The organism is Methanomassiliicoccus luminyensis B10, from assembly GCF_000308215.1.
Lineage (GTDB): Archaea > Thermoplasmatota > Thermoplasmata > Methanomassiliicoccales > Methanomassiliicoccaceae > Methanomassiliicoccus > Methanomassiliicoccus luminyensis.
This window is the reverse complement of record NZ_CAJE01000009.1, coordinates 1-26,514: the sequence shown is the minus strand read 5'-3', so window position 1 is coordinate 26,514 and position 26,514 is coordinate 1. Positions and strand designations below refer to the sequence as shown.

Sequence of the window (26,514 nt, the reverse complement as noted above, 5' to 3'; positions counted from 1 at the left end):
CGCCTTCACCAGGTACTTGGCATCGGTGAGGCCCTTCTCGGCGGCGAAGCCGTGCAGCATGTGGATCCCGTGCTCGCGGTAGTGCCCGGTGCGGCATCGGTCCATCTCCCCGCTGCGGCAGTTGATGCAGTTCTCCGGGCAGGGGCGGCGCACCGTCGGCACTACCAGGTCCCCGGCCTTGACGTTCGTGACGCCCCCGCCCACCTCCTCCACCCTGGCCAGCGCCTCATGGCCGATGATCAGGCCCCGCTCCCCTTCCGGCGGGGCCCCGTACACCCCCTCTCCGATCTCCATGTCAGTGCCGTCGATGCCGACGCGGACCACCGACAGCAGCGCCTGGCCGGGCCCCGGGGACGGTATGGGACGTTCCTCCAGGACGACAGAGCCCCTGTTGGGCGGGTAGGCCACCAGGGCCTTCATGGTGCCAGCGGACCTTGGTCTAGGGATTTCCCCAGCGGTCGACCTCATCATGAGTATCCACGTTCAAGGCCGAACGATAAAAAGAATGCGCTAGGAATGCAATGTGGCTGGACCGTCATTCAGGACAAGCCCAAGCCTAATGAGATTAACGCATGTCTGTCATTAGTCTTTATGAAAAGCGCGTTCAACCTCTAGCCGTTCAGAATAAAAAAACGCTGCTTAGAACCCGATACTAACAACCCAGATGGATATCAGTGGTAGTTATATATACATATCATCAATCGCAGATAGGTATCAGTGATAGGTTTATATTGTTATCATCAATTACGGATATAGATGGAAAACAGCGAGGACTCGTTTGTTATCCCCTACCTATTGAGCAAATTGGGAATAAAAGGAGACCACGTCATAAGTAAAAACCAAAGTATAGATAATTTCTATTTTGACCTGATAATAGTAGATAAACAAACTGGCATAACGTATTATGTTCTTCAAAAGCAAAGAGCCAACGTTGACAGCCTGGCTCAAATAAATTTTTATAAAGATATTATTGAGTCGAGGTCATCAAAGGTTGACAAACGATTTGTACTGGCCACTAGGAAGGCCATGGTGAGCATGTATGAATTGGCCAACACACTCGGGATTCTCATTGTGGATATGCCATTTGGCCTTTCCGATCGCAGCGAGCCCCGGCGTCAACCTCAATCCAAATTAAAAATCACCTCGGAAAAATCATGGATGATAGCAACGGCATTATTGAAGGAAAAAGCCTCTTCAATCAGGGCATTATCCCTCAACCAAAATGTATCATATGGTTGGGCTTACGCCACAATAAATAATCTTTTGGATAAAGGCGTTGTAAAGAAGAATGATAGCTGGGTATCGATCGCTGATGTAGGAAAACTACTCAACGGCGTTGCTTGGGAAAGGCCCACTTTAAGTTTAGTGAAGAGTGAGGTCAAGATGGGCGGAGGGAACGTCTTTGATGCAGCTAGGAAACTGTCGGAGATTCTTGATGATTTAAGAATCAAGTATGCAATTGCTTGCTACCTGGCAGGGACAATGTACACTGGTTATGGGGTGAGGTATGACTCACTTCAGATATACATCGAAGAAAAAAGGATGGGAGAAGTATCAAATTATTTATATAATGATTCAAATTATGGAACAATATCAGTCCAATTCCTCTCCCCAGATAGAGATGTATTCGGGAATTTGCAGGTCAGACAAGGCTTGAAGATTACATCACCATCCCAAACGTTGCTGGATTTGGCTGGGTTAGGACATAGAAGTGGTGATATGACAAAAGCGATGGCTGACATGTATGATCGCTTATGACGCCTCCTCAGACATAATTCGTGATTCTTTCGATGAGCTTGTGCATATCGCTCGCTATATTGAGGCCTCGGAACGAGACAGGCATAGAACAGTGTTGATTGGGGGATGGGCCGTACATGTATACAATCCATGGTATGGCTCGATCGATATTGATCTTATTACAACGGGTAGGCGAATTCGCAGCTTATCCCGAGAGTTGCAACGCAACAGGGGATTCATCCTGGACAGGGTACCAGACAGGTCAATAACAGTGCGAAAAAGAACGAGTTATGGAAGAGATATTGTCCTTGACTTCGGCAGGCGTGAAGAACCATATAGATTTGCGGGTCAGGAATGCTCAATGACATTTAATATGCTAGAGGGAAGAACGCAGAACAAGCAAATTCAAGAAGCCCTTTATTTTGCGGTACCCGAACGGACCTTACTATTGTTTTTCAAACTAAAGGCAGCCTGGGACAGAAACTATCGTCTCACCAACGGAAGCTCGCGAGATATCTCATGGGAAACCGAAAAAGTCAGGAAAGACCGGGCCGACATTATCGCATTATTGGATCCCAACGCCGGAGGGCAGAATATAGACATCAACTATCTGGGTAATCTGCTTTCTACATATCCATTTTTGTTCCAGGCTTTAGAATTGGTTCCGAGTCAAGAAGCCGTTGACATGTACAATGGTATGGGGAACGATAGGATGTCTTTTCAAGAAGTAAAGGACGTGGTTGAAAGCTTGATGAGGCTGCTCCGATAAAAGTAACAACAATTTTGAGATGGCCTGTCGAGAGATGCGTCCATCCCTTGGCCAGAGACCGGTCCACAGTATCTAGATGAGGCGTGGTGAACCGGCTTGAAAGGGCGATCATAGAAATGAATGATTCAGAGGGGTTTTTCAGAACGCCTCGGCGGCGGCGTGGACCTCGATGCCCCGGCCGGTGATGGCGTACGGCTTGACCCTCCGTGAATGCTGGATGCGCCGCATCTTCATCACCCTGACGGTGAGCTGGATCTCCGACCTCTCCTTCAGCTCCTCGTAGCGCAGGGCGATGACGCCGTCCACAGCGTACTCCACCAGGCCGTCCCGGGAGGCGTTGGGATTGTCGTCGGCGACCTCAGCGGTCATGAGGCAGGTGGCCCCGGTCCTTTTTATCATCTGGATCAGGGTGAACAGGTTGGACCGCTTGTCGTGGTCGCTATCGAACAGAAGGTTCAGCAGCGACACCGAATCGAGCACTATGCGGGAGGCCCCAAAGCCCTTGATGAACTCGGGGAGCTCGCTCTTCACCCTGGCAATGGTGGTCTTGGCGTCGGTCGGTTCCAGCTTCACGATCGCCAGCTTCTTCTGGTCAATGTAGGGCCGGAGGTCCCACCCATAGGACCGCGCGTTGCCGATGATGGATTCCTGGTCCTCCTCCAGGCTTATGAATATGCCTTTCTCCCCTTCCTTGAGGCCCTGGTTGATGAACTGCAGCCCGAAGGTGGTCTTTCCGGTCCCGAACGACCCCATCACCACCACCGCCTGCGATCTGGGGAGCCCCCCCTCAAGCATCTCATCCAGGCCCTCTATTCCGGTCTTCACCCTGTCCATGGTATCATCCTATCCTTTCGGTATCGATGACCACCAGCCCGCTTTGGGCCGTGACCACTGTCGCGAACCTCGCGATGCGTTCCTTTTCCAGGTGAGGGAGGAGGGAGATGAACTTCTCCACGTAGAGGTACCTCTGCCGCTTGGACGAGTTGCCGAGGCGGCTCCATTCGAAGAACAGGGAGCCGTCCACGGAGTCCTCCAGCATGCGCTGCTTCCTCTCGTCCAGGACGTTGTCGGTCAGGACCAGGTACACCACCCCGCCCCACTTCTTGGAGACCCTTTGCATTCCCCGGAGCACCGCCACCAGGTCGGTGATCTCGATGTTCGCGCTGACCACCAGATCGGTGAGGGAATCGATGATGATCATCGAGCCGGGGGCGTTCTCATCGAGATAGTTCACCAGGGACTCCAGCACATTGTCCTGGGGGCCCGAAGAGAATATCGAGCTGGACTCGCCCGCCCAGGAGCGCGGGACCACCGTCCTGCGGAAGTATGCGTCGGAGAAGTCCTTGAACTGGACGTTGCGATCGAAGGCGTCGTAGAACTCGTCATTGAAGGCGCTCTTGATCTCCTGGAGCACCTCGTCCCTGGAGCGGGAGAAGGTGATGTAGCATATCTTGTCGGGCAGCTTGGCGTCCTTGGCCCGGCCCAGCATGAACGGTCTCGATTCCGGCCGCTCCTTGGCCATGCACAGCTTGGCCGCCGAGGTCAGGGCGAACTCGGTCTGCCCCGCGCCCGGCTCGCCCACCAGCAGGACCACGGAACCGGGAGGGAACCCTCCCTTTATGATCGAATCGAAGTCGGCCACTCCAGAAGGCACGCTGTTAGCTACGTCTCGCATCCCATCACCGCGCGACGCCGTATCGTGCGGAGATATCTTGAAGCTTTCTGGCCGGCTGGATAAAAATAAGAAGATGGGGGCGCGGCCCCCGTCCCATGAAACGGTTTATGCCACGGCGCTCACGGTAACCGGGACAGCGGTCGTGGGGGAAACACGATCCCCGATGATGCTGCCCGCATCTGTCTGGGCCAGGTAAAAGCTCAGGACGTAATCGCCAGGAGTGTTGAACACTATCTTCATGGGCGAGTACGCGGCCAATGCCCCCTTGTCATTGAACTCCTCTATCGAACCGTTGCTGGAGGCCAGGGATATGGGGCCCTGGAACCCGCCTGCGGAGGATGACGCGGTGAAAGGCTGGGAGTCCAGGAAGACCCTGACAGTATATGGGTCCACTTGCACCATGCTCCGCATCCCCGGACCGTTCAAGCTGGCATCGTACAGCGCCAGCTGCTTGCCGTAGACGCCGCTGACAAGTACGTCCTGGGCGCTGATGGGCCGGTCGCTGTGTATCTCCAGGAACATCACCACGCTGGTATCGACGGCCATCCACATCTTGGTAGGCGCGGTGGGATAGTTGTTGTCGTTGACCAGTGTCGCTCCGTCCTTGTACCATTGCAGGCCGTAGTCGGTGACGTCCGCATCCGCCCTCACAGCGTAGTTGACGCCGGCCTGGAGGTCGCTCCCGCCGACCTTCGTTCCGCGGTCCGGATCATCCCCGGCCCACACAGGGACCCTGCCGGTGTAGAACCCGTCGATCCGGGGCCCATCAAAGATGTGGTCCGTGGCAGCCGGGGGCGAGGAGCTTCCGGAGTCGCCGGAACCGGAGCCTTGATTATCGTCGTCCGAAGGCGGGGTCGGTAACTCTGACTCGCCATCCCCGCTCGATTGATCACCGCCTCCCGTCGAGCTCGAACCTTCTCCGGAGACCTGATCGCCGTCGCCTCCACCGTCTTGGCCGCTCACTCCGCCGGAGGGAGCGTTGGGGAGCCCCCACGGCGAAGCGGCGTCAACATTGCTGGAGGGAGCGCCGCCGCTCCTGTTCCAATCGCTTAATCCCCCGCTCAACACGAGCACGCCCGCCACGGCGACGACCATCACGATCGCGATAGCCGTGACCGCTGCGATAATTCCAGTCCTGGTGCTTCTGCTCACATAATCATCTCGGACACTATAATTATCGCAATAGATACTGATAGTTCACAAATATGAACTTATGTACTCAGCGATCAAAGGAGGCCGCGGCCCCGGTCACTCGCAGAACGGCACAGCATGGCGGGCCTCACGATGGGCGGGGCACCGGGGTGATGCCGATGCTGTCGTAGCTCAGCACCGCCGGCGGCTTCGGTCCGATGTGCTGAACGGCCCTCTTGACGTCCAGGTACGCTTCCTCCGGGACCATCACCACCACGGACAGCCCCATCAACATGGTCTCCTCGTAGACCTTTATCCGCTCCGGCCGCACCCAGCTCGCCTCCGACTCCACGTACTCGAAGCCGATGGGGACAGGACCCTGGCTGAGAGATATTATCCCCCAGTCATCGTTGATGATGGCCCACTCTGCCTCAAGCTCGGGATTGCTCCGGGAGAGCATCTCGAGCCTCTGTATAATCACCTTCTCCACCGTCGAGGGGGCCATGAATGATACTCACACCCGGGCCCATATCTAGTTGGCGGAGACCTCGTCGGAAGAAGCGCAGGCCCTGTCCGCGGGGAACAATGTGATGATAAGGCTGGACTCCGGCCCGGCCTGGGGCCGCGGGGGTGCCTGGCGTACCGCCGTGCTGAAGAGGCTCGGCCTCAGCCGCTTAGCGCCCGGTCCAGGATCTCCAGCGCCCTCACCGACGCCGCTATCTTGACCTGCATGCGGTCCCCCGGGAAGACCTCCCGGACCACCGACACCTCGCCCATCATATCCAGCGCGATGTACACCAGGCCGACCGGCTTCTCCTCGGACCCTCCTCCGGGCCCCGCTATGCCGGTGATGCCGACCCCGATGTCGGCCCCCGCGGCCTTCCTCGCGCCGGTGGCCATCCCCCTGGCCACCTCCTCGCTGACCGCCCCATGATTATGGATGCTCGACCACGGCACCCCCAGAGCGGCGACCTTGGTGCCGTTGCTATACGTGACGTAGGACGCCAGGAAGTACTCTGAGGCCCCTGGCAGATCGGTGAGCATGGAGGCGAGGAGGCCTCCGGTGCATGACTCGGCCAGCGCAATGGTCAGATGCTTATTGATCAGCGCCCCTCTGACCCTGAACTCCAGCTTGAAATCGTAGTCCTCGGGCCACCCTTCCTCGCTCAAATCGTGACCTCCGGGGAGTGGTCCTTCATGATCTCCCTTAACCGCTCATCGCCCTTGACCTCGCGAATGGTCTCCGCCACCCCCTTCGGCACCAGGGACTCCCACTCCTCTCCCTGCACCATGCGGGTGCGGATCTTGGTGCCGGAGTAGATGTGCCGGTCGAACATCGGCGCCGCCCGGACCTCGTATCCCGCCTCCTCGAACAGCCGGCGGGTCAGCGGGTTGGTGGTGTATACGGCCTGGAACGGCGGCACCAGAGAGGCGACGTGGGCGACCCAAACCGCGTACCGGTTGATGTCGACGATGGGCACGAGGAAGAAGTTGTCCAGCCCCTCGTCGTGCAGGGCCCGGGACATCATGAGGTGGCGCTCCCCGGCGGTGAAGGGATTGTCGAAAGTGTGCGATAGCTGCGCGCTGCCGATCCCTACGATCATGCGGTCGCATTCCTTGGCGATGAGCCTCACCACTTCAAGGTGGCCCTTGTGGAACGGTTGGAACCGCCCGATCAAAAGCGCGCTGGTCTCCTTAGCCCTCATTCATTCTCCCTCGATGGTGTGGAGACTATAAGACAGGGGATATATGAAAAAATGCGGAAAAGAAGAGGAAAGGGAAAGTGTTTACTGAGGTGCTGGGCGTGCGGCGGGCGGGCGGATGGCGGACACGGTGCCCTTCTCCACCAGGTCGGACAGCTTGCGAAGCAGGCTGTCCTTGTTGGGCCCGCCGATCAGCGCCTTCTCCAGGACCTCTCCGAGGGTCTCGACCGGAACGACCTCTATCATGCTGATGTAGCGGTCCTCCAGGACGACATCCCTCATGTTGGCCTGGGGGATGAGCACCTTCTTCAGGCCGGCCTCAGCCGCGGCCTCGATCTTGGCGGTGACGCCGCCTACCGGCAGCACCTGCCCGCGGACGGACAGGGAGCCGGTCATGGCGATGGTCTGGTCCACCGGCACGTCCTCGAACGCGGATATGACCGCGGTCGCGACGCTGATGGATGCGGAGTCGCCCTCCACGCCCTCGTACGTTCCGACGAACTGCACGTGGACATCGTGGTTGGCGATGTCCTCCCCAGTGTACTTCTTGACCAGGGCGGACACGTTCTGCACCGCCTCTTTGGCTATCTCGCCCAGCTTGCCGGTGGCGATGATGCGCCCTCCGGACCTGGTCTGGGCGGGAGTGACCTCAGCGACGATCGGGAGCACTACGCCGGAATACTCGGACATGGAGCTTTCAGTGTTGAGAGCGGCCAGGCCGTTCACGACACCCACGGACTCGCCTTCGGTGACGAAGGTCCGGTACTCCTTCCTCGATTCAAGGTAGCGGTCAGCAATCTGCTGCTCCAGGCTGCGCGCGATCCTCTTGGCCTGCACCACCATCTCGCTGGTGACCAGGGGCTTCTGCTGCTCCCTGGCGACGTCGCCGGCCACGCGGACCAGGCCGCCAAGCTCACGGAGACGCAGGGTCAGGTGGCCGTGGCGGCCGGCCCTCCTCTGCGCTTCCTTGATTATCTCCCCAACGGCCTTGCGGTCGAAGTGGGGGATCTTCTTGTCCCTGGAAACTTCCTGGGCCACGAAGCGGATCAGCTTGGTCCTGTTCTCCGGCGTGTCCGGCATGGTGGAGCGCATGAACACCTCGTAGCCGTACCCCCTGATGCGGGAGCGCAGCGCGGGGTGCATTCCCTGGATGGCGTCGAGGTTGCCGGCGCACACCAGGATGAACTCGCACGGGACCGGTTCGGACTTGACCATGGCGCCAGAGGAGCGCTCGCTCTGACCGGTGATAGGGAACTTTCCCTCCTGCAGCGCGGTCAGCAGGCTCTGCTGGCTCTCGGTCCTCAGCATATTGATCTCATCGATGAACAGCACGCCCTTGGAGGCCTTGTGAATGGCCCCTACCTCCAGCCTCTCGTGGGCCGGGGTCTCCAGTCCGCCGCTCTGGAACGGGTCGTGCTTGACGTCCCCCAGAAGTGCACCAGCGTGCGCTCCGGTCGCGTCCGTGAAGGGCGGCATGTCGCCATCCTCGTGACCGACCAGCAGCTTGGGCACCATGTAGTTCTCTTGGCGGTTGCCCGAGTACCTCATGGCGAAGAACAGGATCGCAACGGCCAGAATGCCTATCAGAATGATGTTGGTGTCTGGCGGTTGGACGGTGACGTACAGCGCGATCGTCAGGATGAGCACCATGAAGATTATCGCGGTCACCATGGAGGCCTTCTGCTGCTTGCGCTGCATGGCCTCCTTCTTCTGGGCCGCCACGATCTCCTTGCCCTTCCCCGCAGGCACGATCCTGATCTTCGGTTCGTTGGGATCGTCCGGGTTATGGTACGCGATTATGTCCTGTAGTTCGCCTTTGGGCAGGTACTCGGTCATGGACTTGGCGAGCATGGACTTACCGGTCCCGGGCTCTCCGATCAGCATCACGTGGCGCTTCTGTTCGGCGGCCTTCCTAATGACCTCCACAGCAGCATCCTGACCGATGACCTGATCAGCGAGCTTCTCCGGGATCTTGATGTCCGCCGTGGTCTCGAAGCCTTGGGCCTCGATCCACTCGTCAACATCAAGGCACCGAGCCACGGCTTGCGACTCGTCGTTGCTCATATTGCACCTGCTCCAACTCAACTCATAAGCCTACCACTAGATAAGCGTTACCCCATACTTATATACTATCTGGCAGAGCCAGCATAGAATAATAGGTCCCAAATGTTAAATGACGAGAGAGCGGCATGAGCGGCAGTTTTCTAATATTTTGGGACGAACGGACCGCTCGCCCCGCAGTTTTTCATTCTCCGAAATGAGTATTATCGTATGGGATAACAATATAATGAAGGCTATTGCGGCCCGGGGCCGAACGTCCGTACGGGCGTCGGTCCACCGAGGGCAATCCTCATTACCGACGAGGGCATTGGACGCCATGCAAGGGCGATGGAATTGAGGGTGGACGAGCTTGAACTGCCGAAGGGAGTGGCCGAGGTGCTCAAGGAGGAGGGCATCGTGGAGCTGCACCCGCCCCAGGCCAAGGCCGTGCCGCTCGCGCTCGACGGCCGCAATCTCATGCTGGCCATCCCCACCGCCTCGGGCAAGAGCCTGGTGGCCTACCTCGCCGCGCTCAAGCATGTCCTGGAGCTCGGCGGCAAGGTGCTGTACATCGTTCCCCTGAGGGCGCTGGCGGCGGAAAAGTACGATGACCTGAAGCGGTTCGAGAAGCTCGGCGTGAAGGTGGGCGTGTCGTCCGGCGACCTGGACTCCCCCGACCCCCAGCTGGACAAGTTCGACATCATCGTGGCGACGTCGGAGAAGGCCGATTCGCTGCTGAGGCACCAGGGCAACTGGCTTCAGCATATCTCCCTGGTCGTTGCCGACGAGGTGCACCTCATCCATGACCCCGGCCGGGGACCGACCCTGGAGATCACTCTGGCCAAGTTCCGCCGGTTCAATCCCAGCCTCCAGGTCATCGCCCTGTCGGCCACCATCAAGAACTCCAAGGAGGTGGCCGATTGGCTCCAGGCGGAGAACATCGCCTCGACCTGGAGGCCTACCCCGCTGAAGGAAGGGGTGTACACCGACGGGGTGGTCCACTTCACCAACAACACCAAGCGCAAGGTCCCGATGAGAAAGGACCCAGTGTGGTCCCTGGTCTCCGACTCCGTGGTGGAGGGCGGACAATGCCTGGTGTTCGTCAACACCCGTAAGTCGGCCGAAGGGCTGGCCTCGAAGTTCGCCCCGTGGATGAAGGAGCTGGTGCCGGAGCAGAAGTTCGACGTGGACGAGGACCTGGCTGAAGACCAGGGAGAGCCGACCACGGTGGGCAAGAGACTCCGGGGTTGCGTCAAGCAGGGGGTGGCGTTCCATCACGCCGGCCTCACCAATGAGCAGCGGAGGTTCGTGGAGTCGAACTTCAAGAAGGGGAAGATCAAGTGCATCGTGGCCACTCCCACATTGGCGGCGGGGATCAATCTCCCGGCGCGGAGGGTCATCATCAGGGACGTGTACAGGTACGAGGACGGAGGCAATGTCGCCATCCCGGTCCTGGAGATCAAACAGATGTGCGGCCGGGCCGGCCGGCCCAAGTACGACCCATACGGTGAAGCGATCCTCCTGGCCAAGGATGAGGAGGACATGCACTTCCTCATGGAGAACTATCTCCTGAACGACTCGGAGGATATCTACTCCAAGCTGGGCAGCGAGCCGGTATTGCGCTCCCATGTCCTCGCCCTCGTGGCCACCGGCACGGCGACCTCGCGCGACTCCCTCATGGACTTCCTCAACTCCACCTTCTTCGCCCACCAGACCACCATGACCGGTCTGGAGGAGGCGGCGGACAACGTGCTGGAGTTCCTGGAGAACGAGGAGATGGTCTGGACGGACCGCGACCGCCTGAAGCCAACGTTCTTCGGGCGAAGGGTGTCCGATCTTTACATCGACCCCCTCACCGCCGTGAAGCTGCGCGACGCCCTCAAGGAGTTCAAGCCCGACAGCTCCTACTTCGGCCTCCTGCATGCCGTGTGCTCCACGCCGGACATCATGACCATGTATCTGAAGAGAGCGGACTACGAGTGGGTCGAGCAGGTCATGATGACGAGGGAGGAGGACCTGCTGCTCAAGCCCCCCGAGGACCTCGACCAGTACGAGTTCTACCTGTCCGAGCTGAAGACCGCCTGCTGCCTGGATGACTGGGTCCAAGAGATGGAGGAGGACGAGCTCCTGCACAAGTACGGCATGGGGCCGGGGGACCTCCGCAGCAAGGTGGAGGCAGGGGAATGGCTTATCTACTCCATGCGCGAGCTGGCCAACATCTTCAACAAGGACGCCTACCCCAAGCTGACCGAGCTCATGATCCGCATCAAGTACGGGGTCAGGCCGGACCTCCTGGACCTGGTCCGCCTGAAGGGGGTCGGCAGGGCTCGCGCGCGCTCCATGTACAACCACGGCGTCAGGAACGCCGAGGACATCAGGAACGTGGACATCATCAAGCTGGCCCGCATGCCCAAGATCGGCGACCATCTCGCCAAGGCGCTGAAGGACCAGGTCGGCGCCCCCAAGATGGCCAAGCTTCCCGAGAAGAGCGCCGAGCAGGCCGAGGCGGTCAAGGAAGCCAAGGAAGAGATGAAAAAGGAAGAGCACAAGGACCGCGGGCAGAGGAGCCTGCTGGACTTCTGAGCACTATCCCCAGAAGGAGTGCGTGGGGAGTGAACAGCACATATTTTCATATCATATAGGAATCCAGGGACGATGAAGGGAGAGTACGGGCCGAGGGTGGAGGGGGACGTAGAGACCTTCACTGTGAGAATCGATGACATTGCCCAACTGCTGACCGCCGCTCCTCGGGACATCCTCTCGGACCAGCCCCATGTCTACATGGGCCAGTCCGTGCTGGAGAGGGTCCTCGACCATTATCAACACGAGAAGAGGCTCCTCAAGAAAAGGCATCGGCTGGTACTGTTGATGCCCCCTGACAAGATCACTCCAGGATTGGCTGAAAGGTGTCAGGCGGCTGTGGAGAGGTACGCCGACACCGCGATCATGGACAACCGCTTCCGCATGGCCGCCCTGCGCCGCAACGGGCTCCGTCAGATCCCCTATTCACTGGTGTTCCTGAGCGCATGCATACTCCTGGGGGTCCTGCTGGGAAGCGAGGCCGTATCAGAGGTCCCCACGTGGATGAGCACGGTCATCAGCGAGGGTGCCTTCATCGTGGGATGGGTCGCGCTGTGGGGCCCGGTGGATACCTTGTTGTTCGCCCGCTTCCCCCTGATCGGGGAAAACTTGGCCCTGCTGGCGCTGAAGGGCACCGAGCTTGAGATACGCCCGCAGGGAACGACCTGAGCCGGGTCGGCGAGGCGCCACGGCCAGGATCACTTGGCGATGACCCTCTTCACATCCTCGGCGGTCGGCTTGGCCTTCAGGATCTCCTCGCACGACCTCATGACCGTGTCAGGGTCCTTGAGCACGTTGCCGGTGCAGATGCACACCACCCGCTCATCCTTGGAGATCACGCCCGTGTCAACGAGCTTGAGCAGCCCTGCCACCGACGCCGCGGACGCCGGTTCGACGCCCACGCCCTCGGTCCTCCCCAGCAGCTTCTGCGCCGCCACGATCTCCTCGTCAGTGACGCTCTCAGCATAGCCATTGGTATCGTAGATGGCCTGAAGGGCCTTCTTCCCGCTGGCGGGGTTGCCGATGCGTATGGCAGTGGCCACCGTCTCCGGGTGCTCCTCGGGGACGAAGTCCCTCTTCCCGGCCTGGAACGCCCTGACGATGGGCGCGGAGCCGGCCGCCTGTATCCCGGTGAGCTTGGGCACCTTGTCCACCCAGCCCAGGGCCTTCCACTCCTTGAAGGCCTTGTACACCGCCCAGATGTTGGCGGCGTTGCCGACCGGCAGTATGACGCGGTCCGGAACGTCGAAGTCCAGCTGGTCCACGATCTCGAAGGCCACGGTCTTCTGCCCCTCCGGGCGGTAGGGGTTGATGCTGTTGAGCAGGTACAGCTCACCCTCCCGGGAGAGCGTCTTCACCACGTTCAGCGCGTCATCGAAGTTGCCGTCCACCATCACCACCTTGGCCCCGTAGAACATGGCCTGGGCCAGCTTCCCCGCGGCCACCTTGCCGTTGGGGAGCAGGACCACGCACTTCAGGTCGCCCTTGGCCGCGTAGGCGGCCAGCGAGGCGGAGGTGTTGCCGGTGGAGGCGCACCCGACGGTCTTGCACCCCAGCTCCAGGGCGCGGGACACCCCCACGGTCATGCCGCGGTCCTTAAAGGAGCCGGTGGGGTTGGCGCCTTCATACTTGACGTGCAGGCTTTTGACCCCGGCCTTCTTGCCCAGGGCCTTGCAGTGATAGAGGGGCGTGCCGCCCTCCAGCAGGGAGATGGCGTTCCTCTCGTCCACCGGCAGGAACGGCGCGTACCTCCACACCCCGATGGGCTTCTTCCGGAGGTCCGCGGGCCTCATGCCGGAAGCCGCGTCCAGGTCCATCTCGATCGTCAATATCCCGCCGCAGCGGGGACAGGCGTCCGCGAACTCGTCCTCGACGTCCGCTCCGCACTCAAAGCACTTCACAGTGTGCATCTCACTCCCTCCTGCATCCCTGGCCCCAGGTGGTCACCCAGGTGTCGCACTTGATGCCATCGTTAACGTAAATGTCACGGACGGCCTCGGCTATGCCTTTGCCGTCGTTCTTCGCCATGTCGTACACCGCGATGACGCATGGCCCTGAACCGCCCAGGAAAGCCCCCGCGGCGCCGGCCTTGGTGGCCGCGGCCTCCGCCTCCCTCAGGCGGGGGTTGAGCGGAGCGCGGGCCGGCTCGATCACCACGTCCCTCATGCTGCGTCCTATGAGATCTATGTCCCCGCGGCACATTCCCAGCACCAGGGCCGAGGCGTTCCCGACCTCGTACACCATGTTCTTGAGGTCCACCTGCTTCGGCAATACCTTTCGGGCCTCGCCGGTGCTGACGAGGAAGTCAGGCATGGTGACCACCACCCCGAGGTCCTTGGGCGGCTCCATCCTCAGGATCTCGAACGGCTCGTACGACTTGATGATGGTGAACCCGCCCATCACTGCCGGCCCCACGTTGTCAGCATGGTAGCTTCCGGACAGGTGGCCTTCCGCCCTGGCAGCGCAGTACACCGCCTCCTCCGGGCTCAGCGGAACCTCGAGGAGGGCGTTGGCCGCGCAGGCCCCGCCCGCCGCGGAGGCGCCGGACGATCCGATGCCGGAGCAGGGGCGGATGCCTTTCTTGATCGTCAACGTGACCCCGAAATCGGCCTTCGACCTGTCCAGTACGGCCCGCGCGGCGATGCCCGCGGAGTTGTGCATCGGGTCGGTGGTGATGGTGGAGGCGTTCCTTCCATCGATCCTCTCGATGATGACCTCGCGCTCGGGGATGCGCCTCGCCTCGATGACGTCGAACGGCTCCCTCAGAGCGAGACCGAACACATCGAACCCCGAGCCCAGGTTGGATAGGGTCGCCGGGGAGATCACCACCGCCTTGTCCGCTGCCATTTGAATCCTTCCGCAAGCCTTGCTGGATTAGCCGGTCGCGCCAACGCCCCGCCCGTTGATAAATGTTTCTGACTTATCCATCGGAGCGGCGCAGCGGCCTCCCGCCCCCTTCGCAAAAGGCTACTCCAGGCCGAAAATAACATATGACCCCGCACTGATTCCTACCCAGCATGGCCAAGGTCGTCATTTTGGGCGTCAGGGGACAGGTCGAGGACGCGGAGGCGCTGGTCAAACGGCTGCAGGGCCTGGAGAAGGGAGAGGGGCTGGCCCTCAACGCGGACATGGTGTGCGGGAAGGACCATCTGCGGTCCGCGGTGATGCATGCCAGCAGAGCGTTCGAACGCGGGGACAACGTGTGCTCGTCGGTCCCCGTGGAAACGATGCTGTACGCGTCCGGAGAACGGCAAATATCCAAGGCCGTCAAGAAGATGGGCGTGAAGGTGGGGGACGAGCGCGTGGCGCTGGTCCTCTTCGACGTGGACGACGTGAGCTCGCTCCTCGCATCGTGCCGCTTCGCACGGGACGATGATGTCCTGGAACCGTCAGCAGAGAAGGCGGTGCGCTTTGGCATCGCTCCAGACGAGATAAAGGCGGTCCCCCCGGACATGGTGGAGGATCTCGTTCTCGAGCGCGTCGCGTTCGTCGGGATCCTAAAATAAGGGGTTGATGTCAGCCACTCACGGATTCATTCGTGAGCTTGCACTGAGCTTGGCCTCAATTGTCCAATGACATTCAACCTCATCGCCCGCTGCATTCGGCTCGCTGACGCGGATCCTGCCGCCTTCCCGTGCAGAGAAGGCGGCGATGTTCCTGCTGGCGTTCAGATCTGCGTCCAGTGCGGGTTCACGCTGGACGCAAGTGAACTGCCTTCCTGTTCTGTTGTTTCGGGATACGTGACCGCACTTGTATCATGTTTAGGAGGTGTACTTAGGATCGATGATCTCTACTCGTTTTCCCAGAGCCTCCGCCTTGTGCTGAACGAAGAAGAGGAGTTCATGATTTGACCAGCTTGCGGTTGAACTCTCTGCCCCCCTTCTGGTCACGAATGCCCTTCAGATCCTCGAACACGAAAACGTCATACGGTTTGCTCACCACCAGGTTCACGAATAGTACTTCTGGCTACATGTGATTCCATATTAGAAAAGGCGGGGTTTCTGGAGATACTCATTATGATTTTCCCATAAAAATGACCAAGGGTTTAAGGCACCCCTTAGTTATTTCCGGGCGTCCCAGAGGACCCAGCAGGCGGGGAGAGAGGTCTTCAATTGAGCAACGACTATCTCAAACAGCTGCAACTTACCAAGCAGCTTGAGCAGAAGGCCAAGGAGGCCACCAAGAACCGCAAGGCCGCGGAGGAGACCCTGGCCAAGGCAGCGGAGGCCCTCTCCAAGGCCAAGGTCCCCGACGTGGACCTTTCTGAGGTGGACACTATTATGGCAGAGGCCAACGCCGCGTTCGCCAAGCGCGACTACTCCGCCGCCCTGGCCGCAGCCAAGCTGGTCCATGAAAAGATCCCCGAGGCCCGGCGCGCCGCCGTCGCCTCCGTCCTCAGCTCGTCCGAGGCCGTTCTGTCCCTGGTCCCCGGCGATGACCGGGTGAAAGAGGTAAAGGCCACCGTGGCTAATGCCCGCGCCCTGCTGGAGCAGGGCAAGGCCGAGGAGGCCCTGGCGGCAGCGAGGGCATCCAGGGAGCACGCCGAACGGTACCTGGGCTCCTGCATCACCGAGATGGTCGCCGGCCTGCGCGCTCTGGTGGACCTTGCGGAAGCGAAAGGCATACCGGTGGCCGAGAAGAGAAGGTCGCTGGCCGAGGTCGAGGCGTTGCACAAGCGGGGGGACCGAGCCGCCGCGCTGGCCCGTCTCAAGGCCGGGCGCGAGGAGCTGATGAGCGCGTTCTCCGCGGCCGTCGAGGAGCGCTCCTCCAAGATCAGGGCGGTGATGGACGACGCCGCCACCGCGGGGGTCGACATCTCCTCCGTGTCCGCCGGGTTGGCAAAGGCCAAGGGCGACCTGGAGGCCGGTTCGGTGGAGAAGGCCATGGATGACATGACCGCCGCGGAGAAGGAGCTGTTCCCCACCCTGGCGACGGCGGTGGGGGCGCGCATGTCCGCGCACCGGGAGAGGGCATCCTGGCTGGAGCGGAGGGGAGTGCGCTCGGAGGAGCACCTGGCCGCCGCGGAGAAGGTCTCCGAGGCGGTGGGCGCGGGCAACGCGGCAGGCTCCTTGGAGTGGCTGCGCCGCTCCGACAAAGCGCTCCGCGACAGCGAGATGGGGGTCGTCCTGTCCGAGATGGAGACGCTCCGGCCCGGGCTGGTGATGGCCAGGAGGGTCGGCAGCGACCTGTCCGGACCACTGGGCAAGCTGGAGGAAGCGAAGCAGGCGGTCCAGAACGGTCAGGCCCCCCGGGCCGTCGAGCTGGTGGGGGAAGTTGCCGACCACCTCGATGAGATCCTCAAAGGCCATCGGGAGCTGGAGAGCGAGCTCCAGAGGACCGCCATGATGTTCCGCCGGGCCATGATGTTCCGCGTGGGTCTCAGGGAGGCGGGCGAGGCCGTGGCCGAGTCGAGACGGACCGCCCTGAAGGGCGACCTGAAGGGCGCCACCCGCCAGCTCCGGGAAGCGCAGGAGCTGCTGTCCCGGAAGGTCCTTCGCCACTGCGCCGGGTCCATCCTGGGCATGGAAGTTGACATCGCAATGGCCGCGGGCATGGGCGCCGAGATGTCGCAGGAGTCCGCGGAGCTGGACGAGATCACGGGCGCGCTCCGGGAGAGCGGGTCCGACGACGCCCTGATAAGGCTGTCCAAGATGGACCGCCGCATCCAGGCCAAAGGCAGGGAAAGGGCCTCGGCATCGGTCGAGGAGGCCGAGAGCGCCGTGGCCGCGATACCCGGGATCGACCTGGCCCTCCCCGTGGAGGGGGCGATCGAGGCGAGGCGCCTCCTGGACATGGGGGACTGGAAGGCCGCGCACCTGGCCGCCGCGGACGTGCAGCTGGCGGCAATGCGGCTGCGCCGCCAGGCCTGGGAGGGACAGGCGGCCAAGGCCAAAGCGCTATCGGAGATGGGGCGGCAGCTGGGGTGCCCAATCGCCCCGGACCATGAAATGGCCGCGATGGAGAGCGGCCCCTGCGGAGCGGAAGACCTGTGCGCCCTGGGGGAGCGGTCCCAGAGCCTCCAGTCAATGGTCAGGGACCGGCTGGCCCGCTCCGTTCCGGAGCTGGCCGAGGAGATCGATGCCCAGCGCAAGAGCGGCATTGTGATGACCGGCGCGGGAAGCCTCGCCAAGGAGGCCTCGGAGGCGCTGGACGCCGACGACCTGGAGAGATGCTTCAAGTGCTATGCGAGCGGCCAGAAGGAGCTGCAGAAGACCGTCGCCATCTACAAGGAGGTCGGCGATCTCATCGCCCTGATAACCTCCCACGTCGATGATGCCCGCCCCGCTTCCGGCAAATACGGGGTCCCCGCCCTGCTCAAGGAGGCCCGGGACCTGTTCGAGTCCGGGAAGTATGACGGCGCGAGGATGTCCGCCAAGAGGTGCTACCAGGAGCTAGAGAAGACCGGCGCGCCGGTGCTGGCGGCTCCGAAGCTGGAGGAAGCCAAGGAGGCCCTGGAGGTCCTGAACCAGGTATCTGCCCGGTCCGCGGACATCGAAGCGGAGGTCCGGCTCGCCGCGGAGCACCTGTCCCGCAGCGACTACGCCGCCGCCCTGGCCGCGGCCAAAGGCGCGCACCACAAGGCCATCGAGCGCCTGGCCCCCGCGATCGGTGCGGAGATCGAACGGACCAGGAACCTGCTGGTCGGCGGCAGGAAGCACTGCCCTGATCTGCCTGGATCGTCGGACATAATCGCGGAAGCGGAGAAGCTGCTGGCGGCGAAACAGTATTCCGACGCCGCACACACGCTGCGCTCGGTAAGGGCCGAAGCGAATCAGATGCTCCACGCCGAACGGGGCGCCCGCGATGAAGTAGAGGGGATTGCCAGCGAGCTCGGGGAAATCGCTGCCCTCGGCATCGACATTTCCAGGGAACGTGGCATCGTTTCCCAGGCCCTCGCCGTACTGGAAAAGGGAGAGCGGGACCGGGCCGTGGAGCAGGCCCACGGGGCCTTGAAGGCGGCCAGAAAGATCGCCCAGGATGCTGTGGCCGGCCGCCTGGTGGCCTCGATGGAAGAGGAGCTGGGCGCCGGCAAGCTGAAGGGCAGGGACCTGGAGGCCATCGAGAAAGAGGCGCGCAGGTCCGTCAAGGAGAGAGCGGAACGGCACCGCTATGCCGAGGCCGGGGAGCTGCTGAGGTCCTACCGGCGACAGCTCAGCAGGACCAAGGCGCTCAGGGACGAGTGCGCCTCCGCCCTGGCAGAAAGGGAAGATCCCGCCCGACAAGGATGGCCCCTGATGGAGATGGCCGAGGAAGCGCGGACCAAGGCACAGAAGGCCTTCGACGACGGTGCGTTCAATGAATGCCAGGCGCTGCTCCGCCAGCGCGCCGCGGCGAGGTCATCGGCACAGGCGCTCAACGACCGCTCGGCGGCCAGGCTCGCCGACGCCAGGAGGGCGATAGAGGAAGAAAGCCGGAGGTTCCCCAGCGACGAGGTCAGCGCACTGCTCGACCGCGCCGAGGAAGAGCTGTCCAGAGGCCGCTACGCCGATATGGAACGCTCCCTGATGAGGGCGAGCACCGAGATCGCCAGGCACAAGGAGGCTACCCTCCGCGCGGACGTCGCCGAGGTGGTGAGGCTCACCGGCGCGCTGCGCTCCCTGGGAGTGAACATGAGCTCGCTGCCCGAGAGGACACAGGCGCTCCTGGACATGAGGATGAGCGAACTCCGCGATGGCTCCATCCACCTTGGCAGGGACATCACCGTGCTGAGGAAGGCGGCGTTCGACCGCATGGCATCGATCGAATCATCGCTGCGCGAAAAGATCGAGAGGACCAGGACATCGAACCGGCCCGCCGCCCTGAGCGAGGCGCTCATGATCGAAGCGCAGAAGGCGCTGTCCGAGGAGGACTACGAGAGAGCGCTGGCGCTCCAGAGGGCCGTGCGCATGTCCCTGGGAGCGTCGGAGGACGACGAGGCCGCGTACCGCGAGGCCACGGCGAGGCTGTACGACGCCCTGAGGGCCGCCTGGCCGCTGGACATCGACGTGTCCAAGGCAGTGGAGCTGCACCGCGAGGCCACCAGGCTGGAAGGCGATCTTCCGGGGGCCGCCCGCCGCATCACCGAGGCCGCCAAGGGCCTGGAGGAGAAGCTCGCGGTGTACCTGCCCGTGATCTCGCTGGAAGCGGTGCCCGAGGGCGATGGCGGGAAGATGAGGATCACGGCGCGGAACGTGGGTGGCGGCATCGCCCTGGACCTCTCCATGGGAAGGAGCGGCACTGGTCTGGCCCTGCCGGACAGGCTGCGCCCGGGCGAGACCGTGGAAGGGACCGTCGACGCTTCCGGCGACCCCTTCGAGATCAGCTACCGCGGCCTGATGTCCTCGGCGCAGAAGATCGCCAGGGCCTCGCTGGCCTGCTAATGAATGGAGAATAAAGGGCCGGGAGGCCCCGGAAATGGTTTGCCGGAAAGAGTTTACGGCGCTGGCTTCGGCACCGGCACGAACTTGTAGCCATAGTGAATGATGCCGGCGCCGCCCTCCTCACCGATCTTTCTCATGGTGGTGCGGACTTTCATGCCGATCTGCACTTCCGCGGGGTCGACGTCGATTATCTGCCCGGTGATCCTTACGCCCTCGTCCATCTGGACCATGGCGATCACGTAGGGCTTCTGGATGTCGAACTGCGATGGCGCGTCGTACACTATCGAGTATGACAGTATCTCCCCGTCGCCCTTGAGCTTGAACGGCTCCATCTTGCCGATGCTCTTCCGGTGGCAGATGGGGCATACCGACCTCGGGGGGAAGTACACCTTCCCGCAGTTGCCGCACTTGGAGCCGATGAGGTTGTACCTGGAAGCGTTCTCCCTCCAGTATCTGGCCACGGTCATCAGTTCACCCTCCCCAAAAGGTTGACCACGGCCGTAGCTCCGGTCCCTCCGACGTTCTGGGCCAGCCCGACCTCGGCGTTGCTGACCTGCCTCTTCCCGGCCTGCCCGCGGAGCTGAGTGACCAGCTCGACGATCTGGGCTATGCCCGTGGCCCCGATGGGGTCGCCGCGAGCCTTCAGGCCGCCGGAGGTGTTCACCGCCAGCTTGGCGCCGAGAGCGGTCTGCCCCTGCTCGGTGGCCTCGCCCCCCTTTCCCTTGGGGAAGAACCCGAGATCCTCAATGGCCAGGATTTCAGAGATGGTGAAGTTGTCATGCACCTCCGCCAGCTGAACGTCCTTAGGGGCCAGCCTGGCCTGCTCGAACGCGCGCCTGGCCGCCACGGTGGTGGCCTCGAACCGGGTTATGCTGTCGCGGTGAGCGAGGGCGAGAGTGTCGGACGCCTGGCCGGAGGAGAGCACCTTCACCGGGGTATCGGTGTACTTCCTGGCGCGCTCCATGGCGCACAGCACCACCGCCGCCGCGCCGTCGGAAACGGGGGCGCAGTCGAACATGCCCAGCGGGTCGGCCACCGGTGCGGACTTCAGCACGGCCTCCAGCTTGATCTCCTTCTGGAACTGGGCCTTGGGGTTCAAAGCCCCGTGCTTGTGGTTCTTAACCGCCACCGAGGCGAGCTGCACCCTGGTGGTCCCATACTCATGCATGTGCCTCCTGGCGATGAGCGCGTGCAACGCCGGGAAGGTGGCGCCGAACGACGACTCCCACTGGGCGTCGGAGGCGGTGGACTGGATCTCCTGGGACAGCACGTCCCCGACGTCGGTCATCTTCTCGGCGCCGCCCACCACCACGATGTCGTGGATGCCGGAGGCCACCGCCATGTAGCCTTGGGCGAAGGCAAGGCCGCCTGACGCGCCGGCCGCCTCCACCCTGGTGGCAGGGATGTGATCCCTGGCCATGCCGGAGTAGTCGGCGATCAGCGCGCCGATGTGCTCCTGCTCGATGAACTTGCCCGCGGACATGTTGCCGACGTACATGGCGTCGATCTCCTCGGCCTGCAAGTTGGCGTCGTATACCGCCGCCAGCCCGGCCTGGATGCCCATCTCCCTGAAGGAGAGGTCCCACAGCTCCCCGAACTTGGTGTCCCCTATGCCTATCACTGCGACCTCTCTCATTCCGCCGCCCCCTTCATCCTGATCTTGCCGCGATATTTGGCGTAAGTAGCGTAATCCAGGAACTTCTTATTCTCCACCATCGACTTTACCGACGGTGCGGCGTCCCTGTTCATGTTCAATATCTCGTCCGTCACGGTGATGTCGAAGGCGTCCGAGCCGGCGCCGGAGCCGTACGCGACGGCGAAGATGCGCTGGCCCGGTTTGGCCACATCCAGCACGGATGCCAGCCCCAGGGGCACCGCGCCGGAGTAGGTGTTGCCGATGAACGGCGTCAGCAGGCCGGCCTCGATCTGCTGTTCCGTAAAGCCCAGCTGCTTGGCCGCCCTCACCGGGAACTTGCCGTTGGGCTGATGGAAGATGGCGAAGTCGTAGTCCGCGGGCTCGGAGCCCACGTGGGCCATGAGGTTCTTCGCCCCGGTGAGCACATGCTTGAAGTAAGCGGGCTCGCCGGTGAACCTCCCGCCGTGCGACGGGTAGCACTGGCCCTCCCGCCTCCAGAAGTCCGGGGTGTCGGTGGTGAACGAACAGGTGTGGTTGATCTTGGCGATGACCTTCTCGGAACCGATGAGATAGGCCGCGCCGCCCGCGGACGCCGAGAACTCCAGCGCGTCGCCAGGAGCCCCTTGGGAAGTATCGGCACCGATGGCCACGCCGTACTTGACCATGCCCGAGCCTACCAGACCCATGCAGGTCTGGATGGCCGCCGTCCCGGCCTTGCAGGCGAACTCGTAGTCCGCCACGGTCAGGTTCGGCGACGCTTCGATCGCTTCCGCGACGATGGTCCCGGTGGGCTTGACGGCATAGGGGTGGGATTCCGAACCAACATAGATGGCCCCGATCTGCCGGGGGTCCGCGTCGGTCCGCCGCAACATGTTCCTGGCCGCCTCCACGGAGATGGTGACGACGTCCTCATCGGGCGAGGGGACGGACTTGGAGAAGATGAGCAGATTGCGGCTCATGGCCTCGCCGTCCGTGCCCCACACCCTTCCGATCTCCTGAGGGGTTATTCTGAACCGGGGCACGTACGCCCCGTAGCTTACTATTCCGATATCCATTGCGATTGTCCTCCTAAGTGAGCTTCTTGAGCCGTTCCGTGATTGTGGGAATGGGCAAGGTAACTTTTATCAAGGGAATGTTCTCCAGCGTCGCCAGGCGTATCGCCAGCTCGTCCACGTGCTCGGGGCGGTGGTAGCCGACGATGCTCGGCTTGAGCGGGTGGGCCCGTATCGCGATCATGGGGGACCGCCCGAACTTCACGCCGGTGAAGATGAGCGCGCGCTCGCTGCTCCAGCCGTAGATCTTGAGGTAGTCGGCCGAGCCCAGAGCGGTGATGGCCTTTATCGAGTCGATGATGGTGTACCCATGGATGTGCTTGTCAAGGCTGACCCCGCGGTTCAGAATGTCAGCTTCGATGATCTCCAAGAACTCTTCGCCGGACACGCTGGTCCGGAACTCGTCGATGGCGATGATGCAGTCGTGCTTCTCCCCGAGGTCATATTTCTTCAGAACGTTGCCCCCGGACTGCTCGTCAAGCTCGATCAGGCCGTCCACCATGCGGCGGATGATGGCGATGCCGGGGGACTTGCGCCTCCCCGACTCGTAGTCGCTTATGACCGACGGGGAAATGTCCAGGCACTTGGCCAGCTCCTGTTGGGAGACGTTGAACTCCTCCCTCCACTTCCGGATGGTCTTCCCGGCGTCAGTAGAGAGGGTTATCTCGCCAGCGATCTTCTCGCGCAGCTGTTCCCTCATTGCGGCTGGGAACATGCCGTTGCGTATTTAAATTTGTCGAAGTGTCACATCGACAATTTATTTAACAAGACCATTGACCGCGCCGCTCTGGACGCCCGGGGAAGCGAGTGGGTTTGAACCACCGAAAAGGAAGAGGGAGGTTCGCGCCCCCGGGGTAGGGCACTTTCGATTCCAAGTACAGATAAAACGCGTGATTTAATAAGATCCAGCATTCCAGGCAGCGATCTATCGGCCGGTTTGTTAGGAGTTGATGTTCGGAGACCCCACCCATCGAACGTTTATATTCAAAATTGAATTCCGCATGCATGATGCGAACGGTGAAGGTCAAACTGAACCTGGACGAGGGACAGAAGATATCCTTGCTCAGGACCATGGAGGCCTACACCGACGCGTTCGACCGCGCGGCGAAGTGGGGATATCAAAACAAAGTGAAGAACAAGTTCGCCATGCATGGAGCGATTTACCATTCGCTGCGAGAGGACGTACCGACCATGGGCGCGTCGATGATACAGAGTGCTATGTACGCTGCATGTGAGGCGCTCAGGGGCTGTAGGATTATGAAAGAGCCCCAAAGGCGAAAACATGCGGCGGTCAGATACCCCTGGAAGGAGGCCCGCGTCTGGTTCGAATCGGGGAAGGTTAGCATATCGTCAGTAGACGGAAGAGTGCGTGCAACCTTCGTTCAATCCGATTGGTCTAGATCATATTCTGACTGGACCATCAAGGCCTCAATACTGACATACGATAAAGAGGCCAGGACCTTCTATCTAGGAGTAATCGTTGAGAAGAAGAACGCCCCTGAAACTCAGCCTGGTGAGGTCCTAGGAATAGATCGTGGACTGAACAATCTGGCTGTTTGTTCGAACAATATGTTCTTCGATTCGGCCAGGGTCAATGGAGTAAGGGGGAGGTACGCTAAGAACAAAGCGGAGTTGCAGGCCAAAGGCACTCGCTCGGCAAAACGGAGACTAAGGCAGCAGGCTGGGCGAGAGAGACGGTTCATGGCTTGCGAGAACCACCGGATCTCGAAAACCATAGTGAACACAGACTTTTCGGTGTTCGCCCTAGAGGATTTGAAGTATATCAACACCAATAGATGGCTCAATAAGGGAATGAGAAGGAAAATGAGCGGTTGGGCATACTATCAGCTCGAGTGGGACATACGTTATAAAGCGGAGGCTCTCGGGAAACAGGTGATCCTGGTTGATGCCACATGCACCTCCCAATGGTGTTCGAGGTGTGGGTGGATTGATAAGGCTAGCTGAAAGGGGAGCGAGTTCCACTGTGTGAAATGTGGCTTCATCCTCAATGCTGATCTGAACGCCTCTAGGAATCTAGCCCGCCTTGGTAGATCTGAGGCGGGTAGGCTGTCTGCCAACCAGCCGTATGCGACGGGCGATGACGGGGGTTCTTCGGGAGCCCGCCAGATTGTGCCGAGCCAGTTGCAAGCTCAGAGCAGTTGGTCCTTGGCGGCCGATTGCCAATGATAGTTAGCCCTTCACGGCCCCATTGTGAGAATATTGGTCCGTGTGCGGTTGATTACCTAGGCAGTTAGCACTCGCGCATTCCGGCCATAGGATAGCTGGAACTGAGCGGTATCGCGCCAGAAACGAGATCCGGCGGTCTCAAATTGACAGCAGACACCTGGATAACAAAAGATATTTAAATCGCTTCCATATTAGCCAAACCTACCCGACGGGGCCGTGGGGTAGCTTGGTCGATCCTATGTGGTTCGGGACTACGTGACTCCAGTTCAAATCTGGACGGCCCCACCAGTTCTTCCATGTTTCATGTATTAGGGTTGCACTATAGCAATCGTTCCGAGCTCGCTCTTTCCCCGCTCCGTTCCCTATTTTTCCGTCGGTCTATTAATATTTGGAGTTCACACATTCAACACATGTCTGACGAAAGACCGTATCAGACCGACTATTCAGCGGAAAAGGCCCGCGAGACGGCCCGGGAGATAACCCGGGACACGACCGCAGAGCCTTCTTCCGATACGCAAACGGACGTGCAGGTGACGCACGCGCCGGAGTACTACACCGCTCCGCCGCCCCCTGCTCCACGCACTGAGGTGTACGCGCCCGCGCCGGCCCGGAGGAGGCCCCTCGGGATCACCGTACTGGCGGTCCTCGCGGCCATAGCGGGCATCTTCATGCTGCTCTCTGCGGCCGGTTCCTTCGCACTGTCCGGTGCGCTGAGCCAGAACCTTCCGACGGAGATCATGGAGAGCGTTCCCCAGTGGTTCCTGGACCTCGCCCCGACGTTCTTCACCATCACCGGCGTGTTCCTGGTGATCGTGGCGCTACTGGCCTTTGCGGTGGCCTGGGGCTTCATCAAGGGAAGCAACTGGGCCAGGGTTCTGGCGATCGCTCTGCTGGCCATCGGCATCATCATGTCGCTGATCGGCATGGTGGGCCAAATAGCGTCCGGCACCTTCGGCCTGGGGTCGCTGGGAAGCCTGGTGCTCTCCATAATAATACCTGCCGCCATAATCTGGTACCTGACCACTTCCCACGTCAAATCGTGGTTCATACCGGGCTATCGGGGCGGGTACGGGACGTCCACGTACTCCTCGGGCGTCGGGCGAAGGTAAAACATTTCCAGCGGACCGCGGCGGGGGCGGCCCCGCCGGTCCCACCTTATTCTCGATTTCATAGCTGCGCCCCGCGGGGCGAATGCTTTTTCACCTCGCCTGCCCCTACATCGCGGGCACTGGGGGAACTAATAGCTTGAGCACCGCGGTGGGCTTGGACATCGGCTACACGAACATCAGAGGGGTCCTGCTCGGCGGGGACGGGCGCGTCATCCGCCGCTCCCGGACCGCCACCGACCCCGCCAGAACACCTCAAAGGATACTGGCCCAGGCCTCCGCCATGGTGCGCGAGCTCGCTTCCGGTGAGGATATCTCCGGCATCGGAGCGGGCATCGCCGGCCAGTGCGACGCCGCCATCGGGGTGGTGCGCCGCGGCCCTAACCTGTGGTGGGACGATGAGCCGTTCCGGGACAGGCTGTCCGCCATGGCCTCCCGGCCGGTGGTCCTGCACAACGATGTCCAGATGGCCACCCTGGGGGAGTGGCGGTACGGGGCTGGCAAAGGGGCCCGAGACATGGTGTGCGTCTTCACCGGC

24 protein-coding genes and 1 tRNA gene are annotated in these 26,514 nt (G+C 61.4%); 11 read left to right on the top strand and 14 right to left on the bottom strand.

Features of this window, described 5'->3' with window-relative positions; genetic code table 11:
- The coding region (locus WYS_RS02445) for an alcohol dehydrogenase catalytic domain-containing protein (RefSeq protein WP_026068728.1) at positions 1–471 on the bottom strand (471 nt) is incomplete at its 3' end.
- Between the two features lie 285 nt (positions 472–756).
- Between WYS_RS02445 and WYS_RS02440 the strand changes: the two genes are divergently transcribed.
- A complete protein-coding gene (locus tag WYS_RS02440) occupies positions 757–1,758 on the top strand; it encodes a hypothetical protein (RefSeq protein ID WP_019176566.1) in 1,002 nt (333 codons plus the stop codon).
- Complete coding sequence (locus tag WYS_RS15880; protein ID WP_026068727.1) at positions 1,745–2,506, top strand: hypothetical protein; 762 nt, start codon at positions 1,745–1,747, stop codon at positions 2,504–2,506. The genes WYS_RS02440 and WYS_RS15880 overlap by 14 nt, the downstream gene beginning before the upstream one ends.
- Before the next feature lie 138 nt (positions 2,507–2,644).
- On the opposite strand, the gene WYS_RS02430 is transcribed toward WYS_RS15880, so the two are convergent.
- The 7 genes from WYS_RS02430 to lonB all read right to left on the bottom strand — a co-directional run bounded on the left by WYS_RS02430 (position 2,645) and on the right by lonB (position 9,079).
- Positions 2,645–3,340, bottom strand: a complete 696-nt coding sequence (locus tag WYS_RS02430) for a KaiC domain-containing protein (protein ID WP_019176564.1) — start codon at positions 3,338–3,340, stop codon at positions 2,645–2,647.
- A gap of 4 nt (positions 3,341–3,344) precedes the next feature.
- A complete protein-coding gene (locus WYS_RS02425) occupies positions 3,345–4,181 on the bottom strand; it encodes an RAD55 family ATPase (protein ID WP_026068726.1) in 837 nt (278 codons plus the stop codon).
- Between the two features lie 105 nt (positions 4,182–4,286).
- Positions 4,287–5,333, bottom strand: coding sequence for a hypothetical protein (locus tag WYS_RS02420; protein ID WP_147654499.1), 1,047 nt, complete (start codon positions 5,331–5,333; stop codon positions 4,287–4,289).
- A gap of 127 nt (positions 5,334–5,460) precedes the next feature.
- Positions 5,461–5,817, bottom strand: coding sequence for a hypothetical protein (locus WYS_RS02415; protein ID WP_019176561.1), 357 nt, complete (start codon positions 5,815–5,817; stop codon positions 5,461–5,463).
- A 161-nt stretch (positions 5,818–5,978) separates the two neighbouring features.
- A complete protein-coding gene (locus WYS_RS02410; protein WP_019176560.1) occupies positions 5,979–6,482 on the bottom strand; it encodes a CinA family protein in 504 nt (167 codons plus the stop codon).
- Positions 6,479–7,018: a nicotinamide-nucleotide adenylyltransferase gene (locus WYS_RS02405; protein ID WP_019176559.1), complete on the bottom strand. Its 540-nt coding sequence runs from the start codon at positions 7,016–7,018 to the stop codon at positions 6,479–6,481. Before WYS_RS02405 ends, WYS_RS02410 begins: the two co-directional genes overlap by 4 nt.
- Before the next feature lie 81 nt (positions 7,019–7,099).
- Positions 7,100–9,079 (bottom strand): ATP-dependent protease LonB, encoded by a 1,980-nt coding sequence (gene lonB, locus WYS_RS02400; protein WP_019176558.1) that lies wholly within the window; start codon positions 9,077–9,079, stop codon positions 7,100–7,102.
- Between the two features lie 324 nt (positions 9,080–9,403).
- Here lonB and WYS_RS02395 point away from each other — a divergent pair, with 324 nt between their 5' ends.
- On the top strand, positions 9,404–11,638 hold the full coding sequence (locus WYS_RS02395; RefSeq protein WP_019176557.1) for a DEAD/DEAH box helicase: 2,235 nt from the start codon (positions 9,404–9,406) through the stop codon (positions 11,636–11,638).
- Positions 11,639–11,710: 72 nt separating this feature from the next.
- On the top strand, positions 11,711–12,304 hold the full coding sequence (locus WYS_RS02390) for a hypothetical protein (protein ID WP_019176556.1): 594 nt from the start codon (positions 11,711–11,713) through the stop codon (positions 12,302–12,304).
- 29 nt (positions 12,305–12,333) lie between these two features.
- Here WYS_RS02390 and thrC read toward each other — a convergent pair whose 3' ends face one another.
- Complete coding sequence (gene thrC, locus WYS_RS02385; protein WP_049796224.1) at positions 12,334–13,545, bottom strand: threonine synthase; 1,212 nt, start codon at positions 13,543–13,545, stop codon at positions 12,334–12,336.
- A gap of 1 nt (position 13,546) precedes the next feature.
- Positions 13,547–14,482, bottom strand: coding sequence for a homoserine kinase (locus WYS_RS02380; protein WP_019176554.1), 936 nt, complete (start codon positions 14,480–14,482; stop codon positions 13,547–13,549).
- A 170-nt stretch (positions 14,483–14,652) separates the two neighbouring features.
- Here WYS_RS02380 and cgi121 point away from each other — a divergent pair, with 170 nt between their 5' ends.
- From cgi121 to WYS_RS14055, 3 genes are all read left to right on the top strand, one after another.
- Positions 14,653–15,141 (top strand): KEOPS complex subunit Cgi121, encoded by a 489-nt coding sequence (cgi121, locus tag WYS_RS02375; protein ID WP_019176553.1) that lies wholly within the window; start codon positions 14,653–14,655, stop codon positions 15,139–15,141.
- A gap of 66 nt (positions 15,142–15,207) precedes the next feature.
- Complete coding sequence (locus WYS_RS16685; RefSeq protein ID WP_449288757.1) at positions 15,208–15,486, top strand: hypothetical protein; 279 nt, start codon at positions 15,208–15,210, stop codon at positions 15,484–15,486.
- 261 nt (positions 15,487–15,747) lie between these two features.
- Entirely contained in the window at positions 15,748–19,995 is a 4,248-nt protein-coding gene (locus WYS_RS14055) for a hypothetical protein (protein WP_019176551.1), read from the top strand.
- 53 nt (positions 19,996–20,048) lie between these two features.
- Here the strand turns inward: WYS_RS14055 and WYS_RS02360 are convergent, their stop codons facing one another.
- The 4 genes from WYS_RS02360 to WYS_RS02345 are packed head-to-tail and all read right to left on the bottom strand — an operon-like array spanning position 20,049 to position 23,383.
- Positions 20,049–20,462 carry a Zn-ribbon domain-containing OB-fold protein gene (locus WYS_RS02360; protein ID WP_019176550.1) on the bottom strand — a complete coding sequence of 138 codons (414 nt, stop codon included), beginning with the start codon at positions 20,460–20,462 and terminating at the stop codon, positions 20,049–20,051.
- Positions 20,462–21,631 carry a thiolase domain-containing protein gene (locus WYS_RS02355; protein WP_019176549.1) on the bottom strand — a complete coding sequence of 390 codons (1,170 nt, stop codon included), beginning with the start codon at positions 21,629–21,631 and terminating at the stop codon, positions 20,462–20,464. The genes WYS_RS02360 and WYS_RS02355 overlap by 1 nt, the downstream gene beginning before the upstream one ends.
- Positions 21,628–22,686 carry a hydroxymethylglutaryl-CoA synthase gene (locus tag WYS_RS02350; protein WP_019176548.1) on the bottom strand — a complete coding sequence of 353 codons (1,059 nt, stop codon included), beginning with the start codon at positions 22,684–22,686 and terminating at the stop codon, positions 21,628–21,630. The genes WYS_RS02355 and WYS_RS02350 overlap by 4 nt, the downstream gene beginning before the upstream one ends.
- 13 nt (positions 22,687–22,699) lie before the next feature.
- Complete coding sequence (locus WYS_RS02345) at positions 22,700–23,383, bottom strand: helix-turn-helix domain-containing protein (protein WP_019176547.1); 684 nt, start codon at positions 23,381–23,383, stop codon at positions 22,700–22,702.
- Between the two features lie 317 nt (positions 23,384–23,700).
- Between WYS_RS02345 and WYS_RS02340 the strand changes: the two genes are divergently transcribed.
- The 4 genes from WYS_RS02340 to WYS_RS02325 form a co-directional block, all read left to right on the top strand.
- Entirely contained in the window at positions 23,701–24,648 is a 948-nt protein-coding gene (locus WYS_RS02340; RefSeq protein WP_162137682.1) for an RNA-guided endonuclease TnpB family protein, read from the top strand.
- Between the two features lie 432 nt (positions 24,649–25,080).
- Positions 25,081–25,158, top strand: a tRNA-Pro gene (locus tag WYS_RS02335).
- A gap of 122 nt (positions 25,159–25,280) precedes the next feature.
- Positions 25,281–25,979: a hypothetical protein gene (locus WYS_RS02330; protein WP_019176545.1), complete on the top strand. Its 699-nt coding sequence runs from the start codon at positions 25,281–25,283 to the stop codon at positions 25,977–25,979.
- A gap of 136 nt (positions 25,980–26,115) precedes the next feature.
- Positions 26,116–26,514: ROK family protein (locus WYS_RS02325; protein WP_019176544.1), on the top strand; the 399-nt coding region annotated here is incomplete at its 3' end.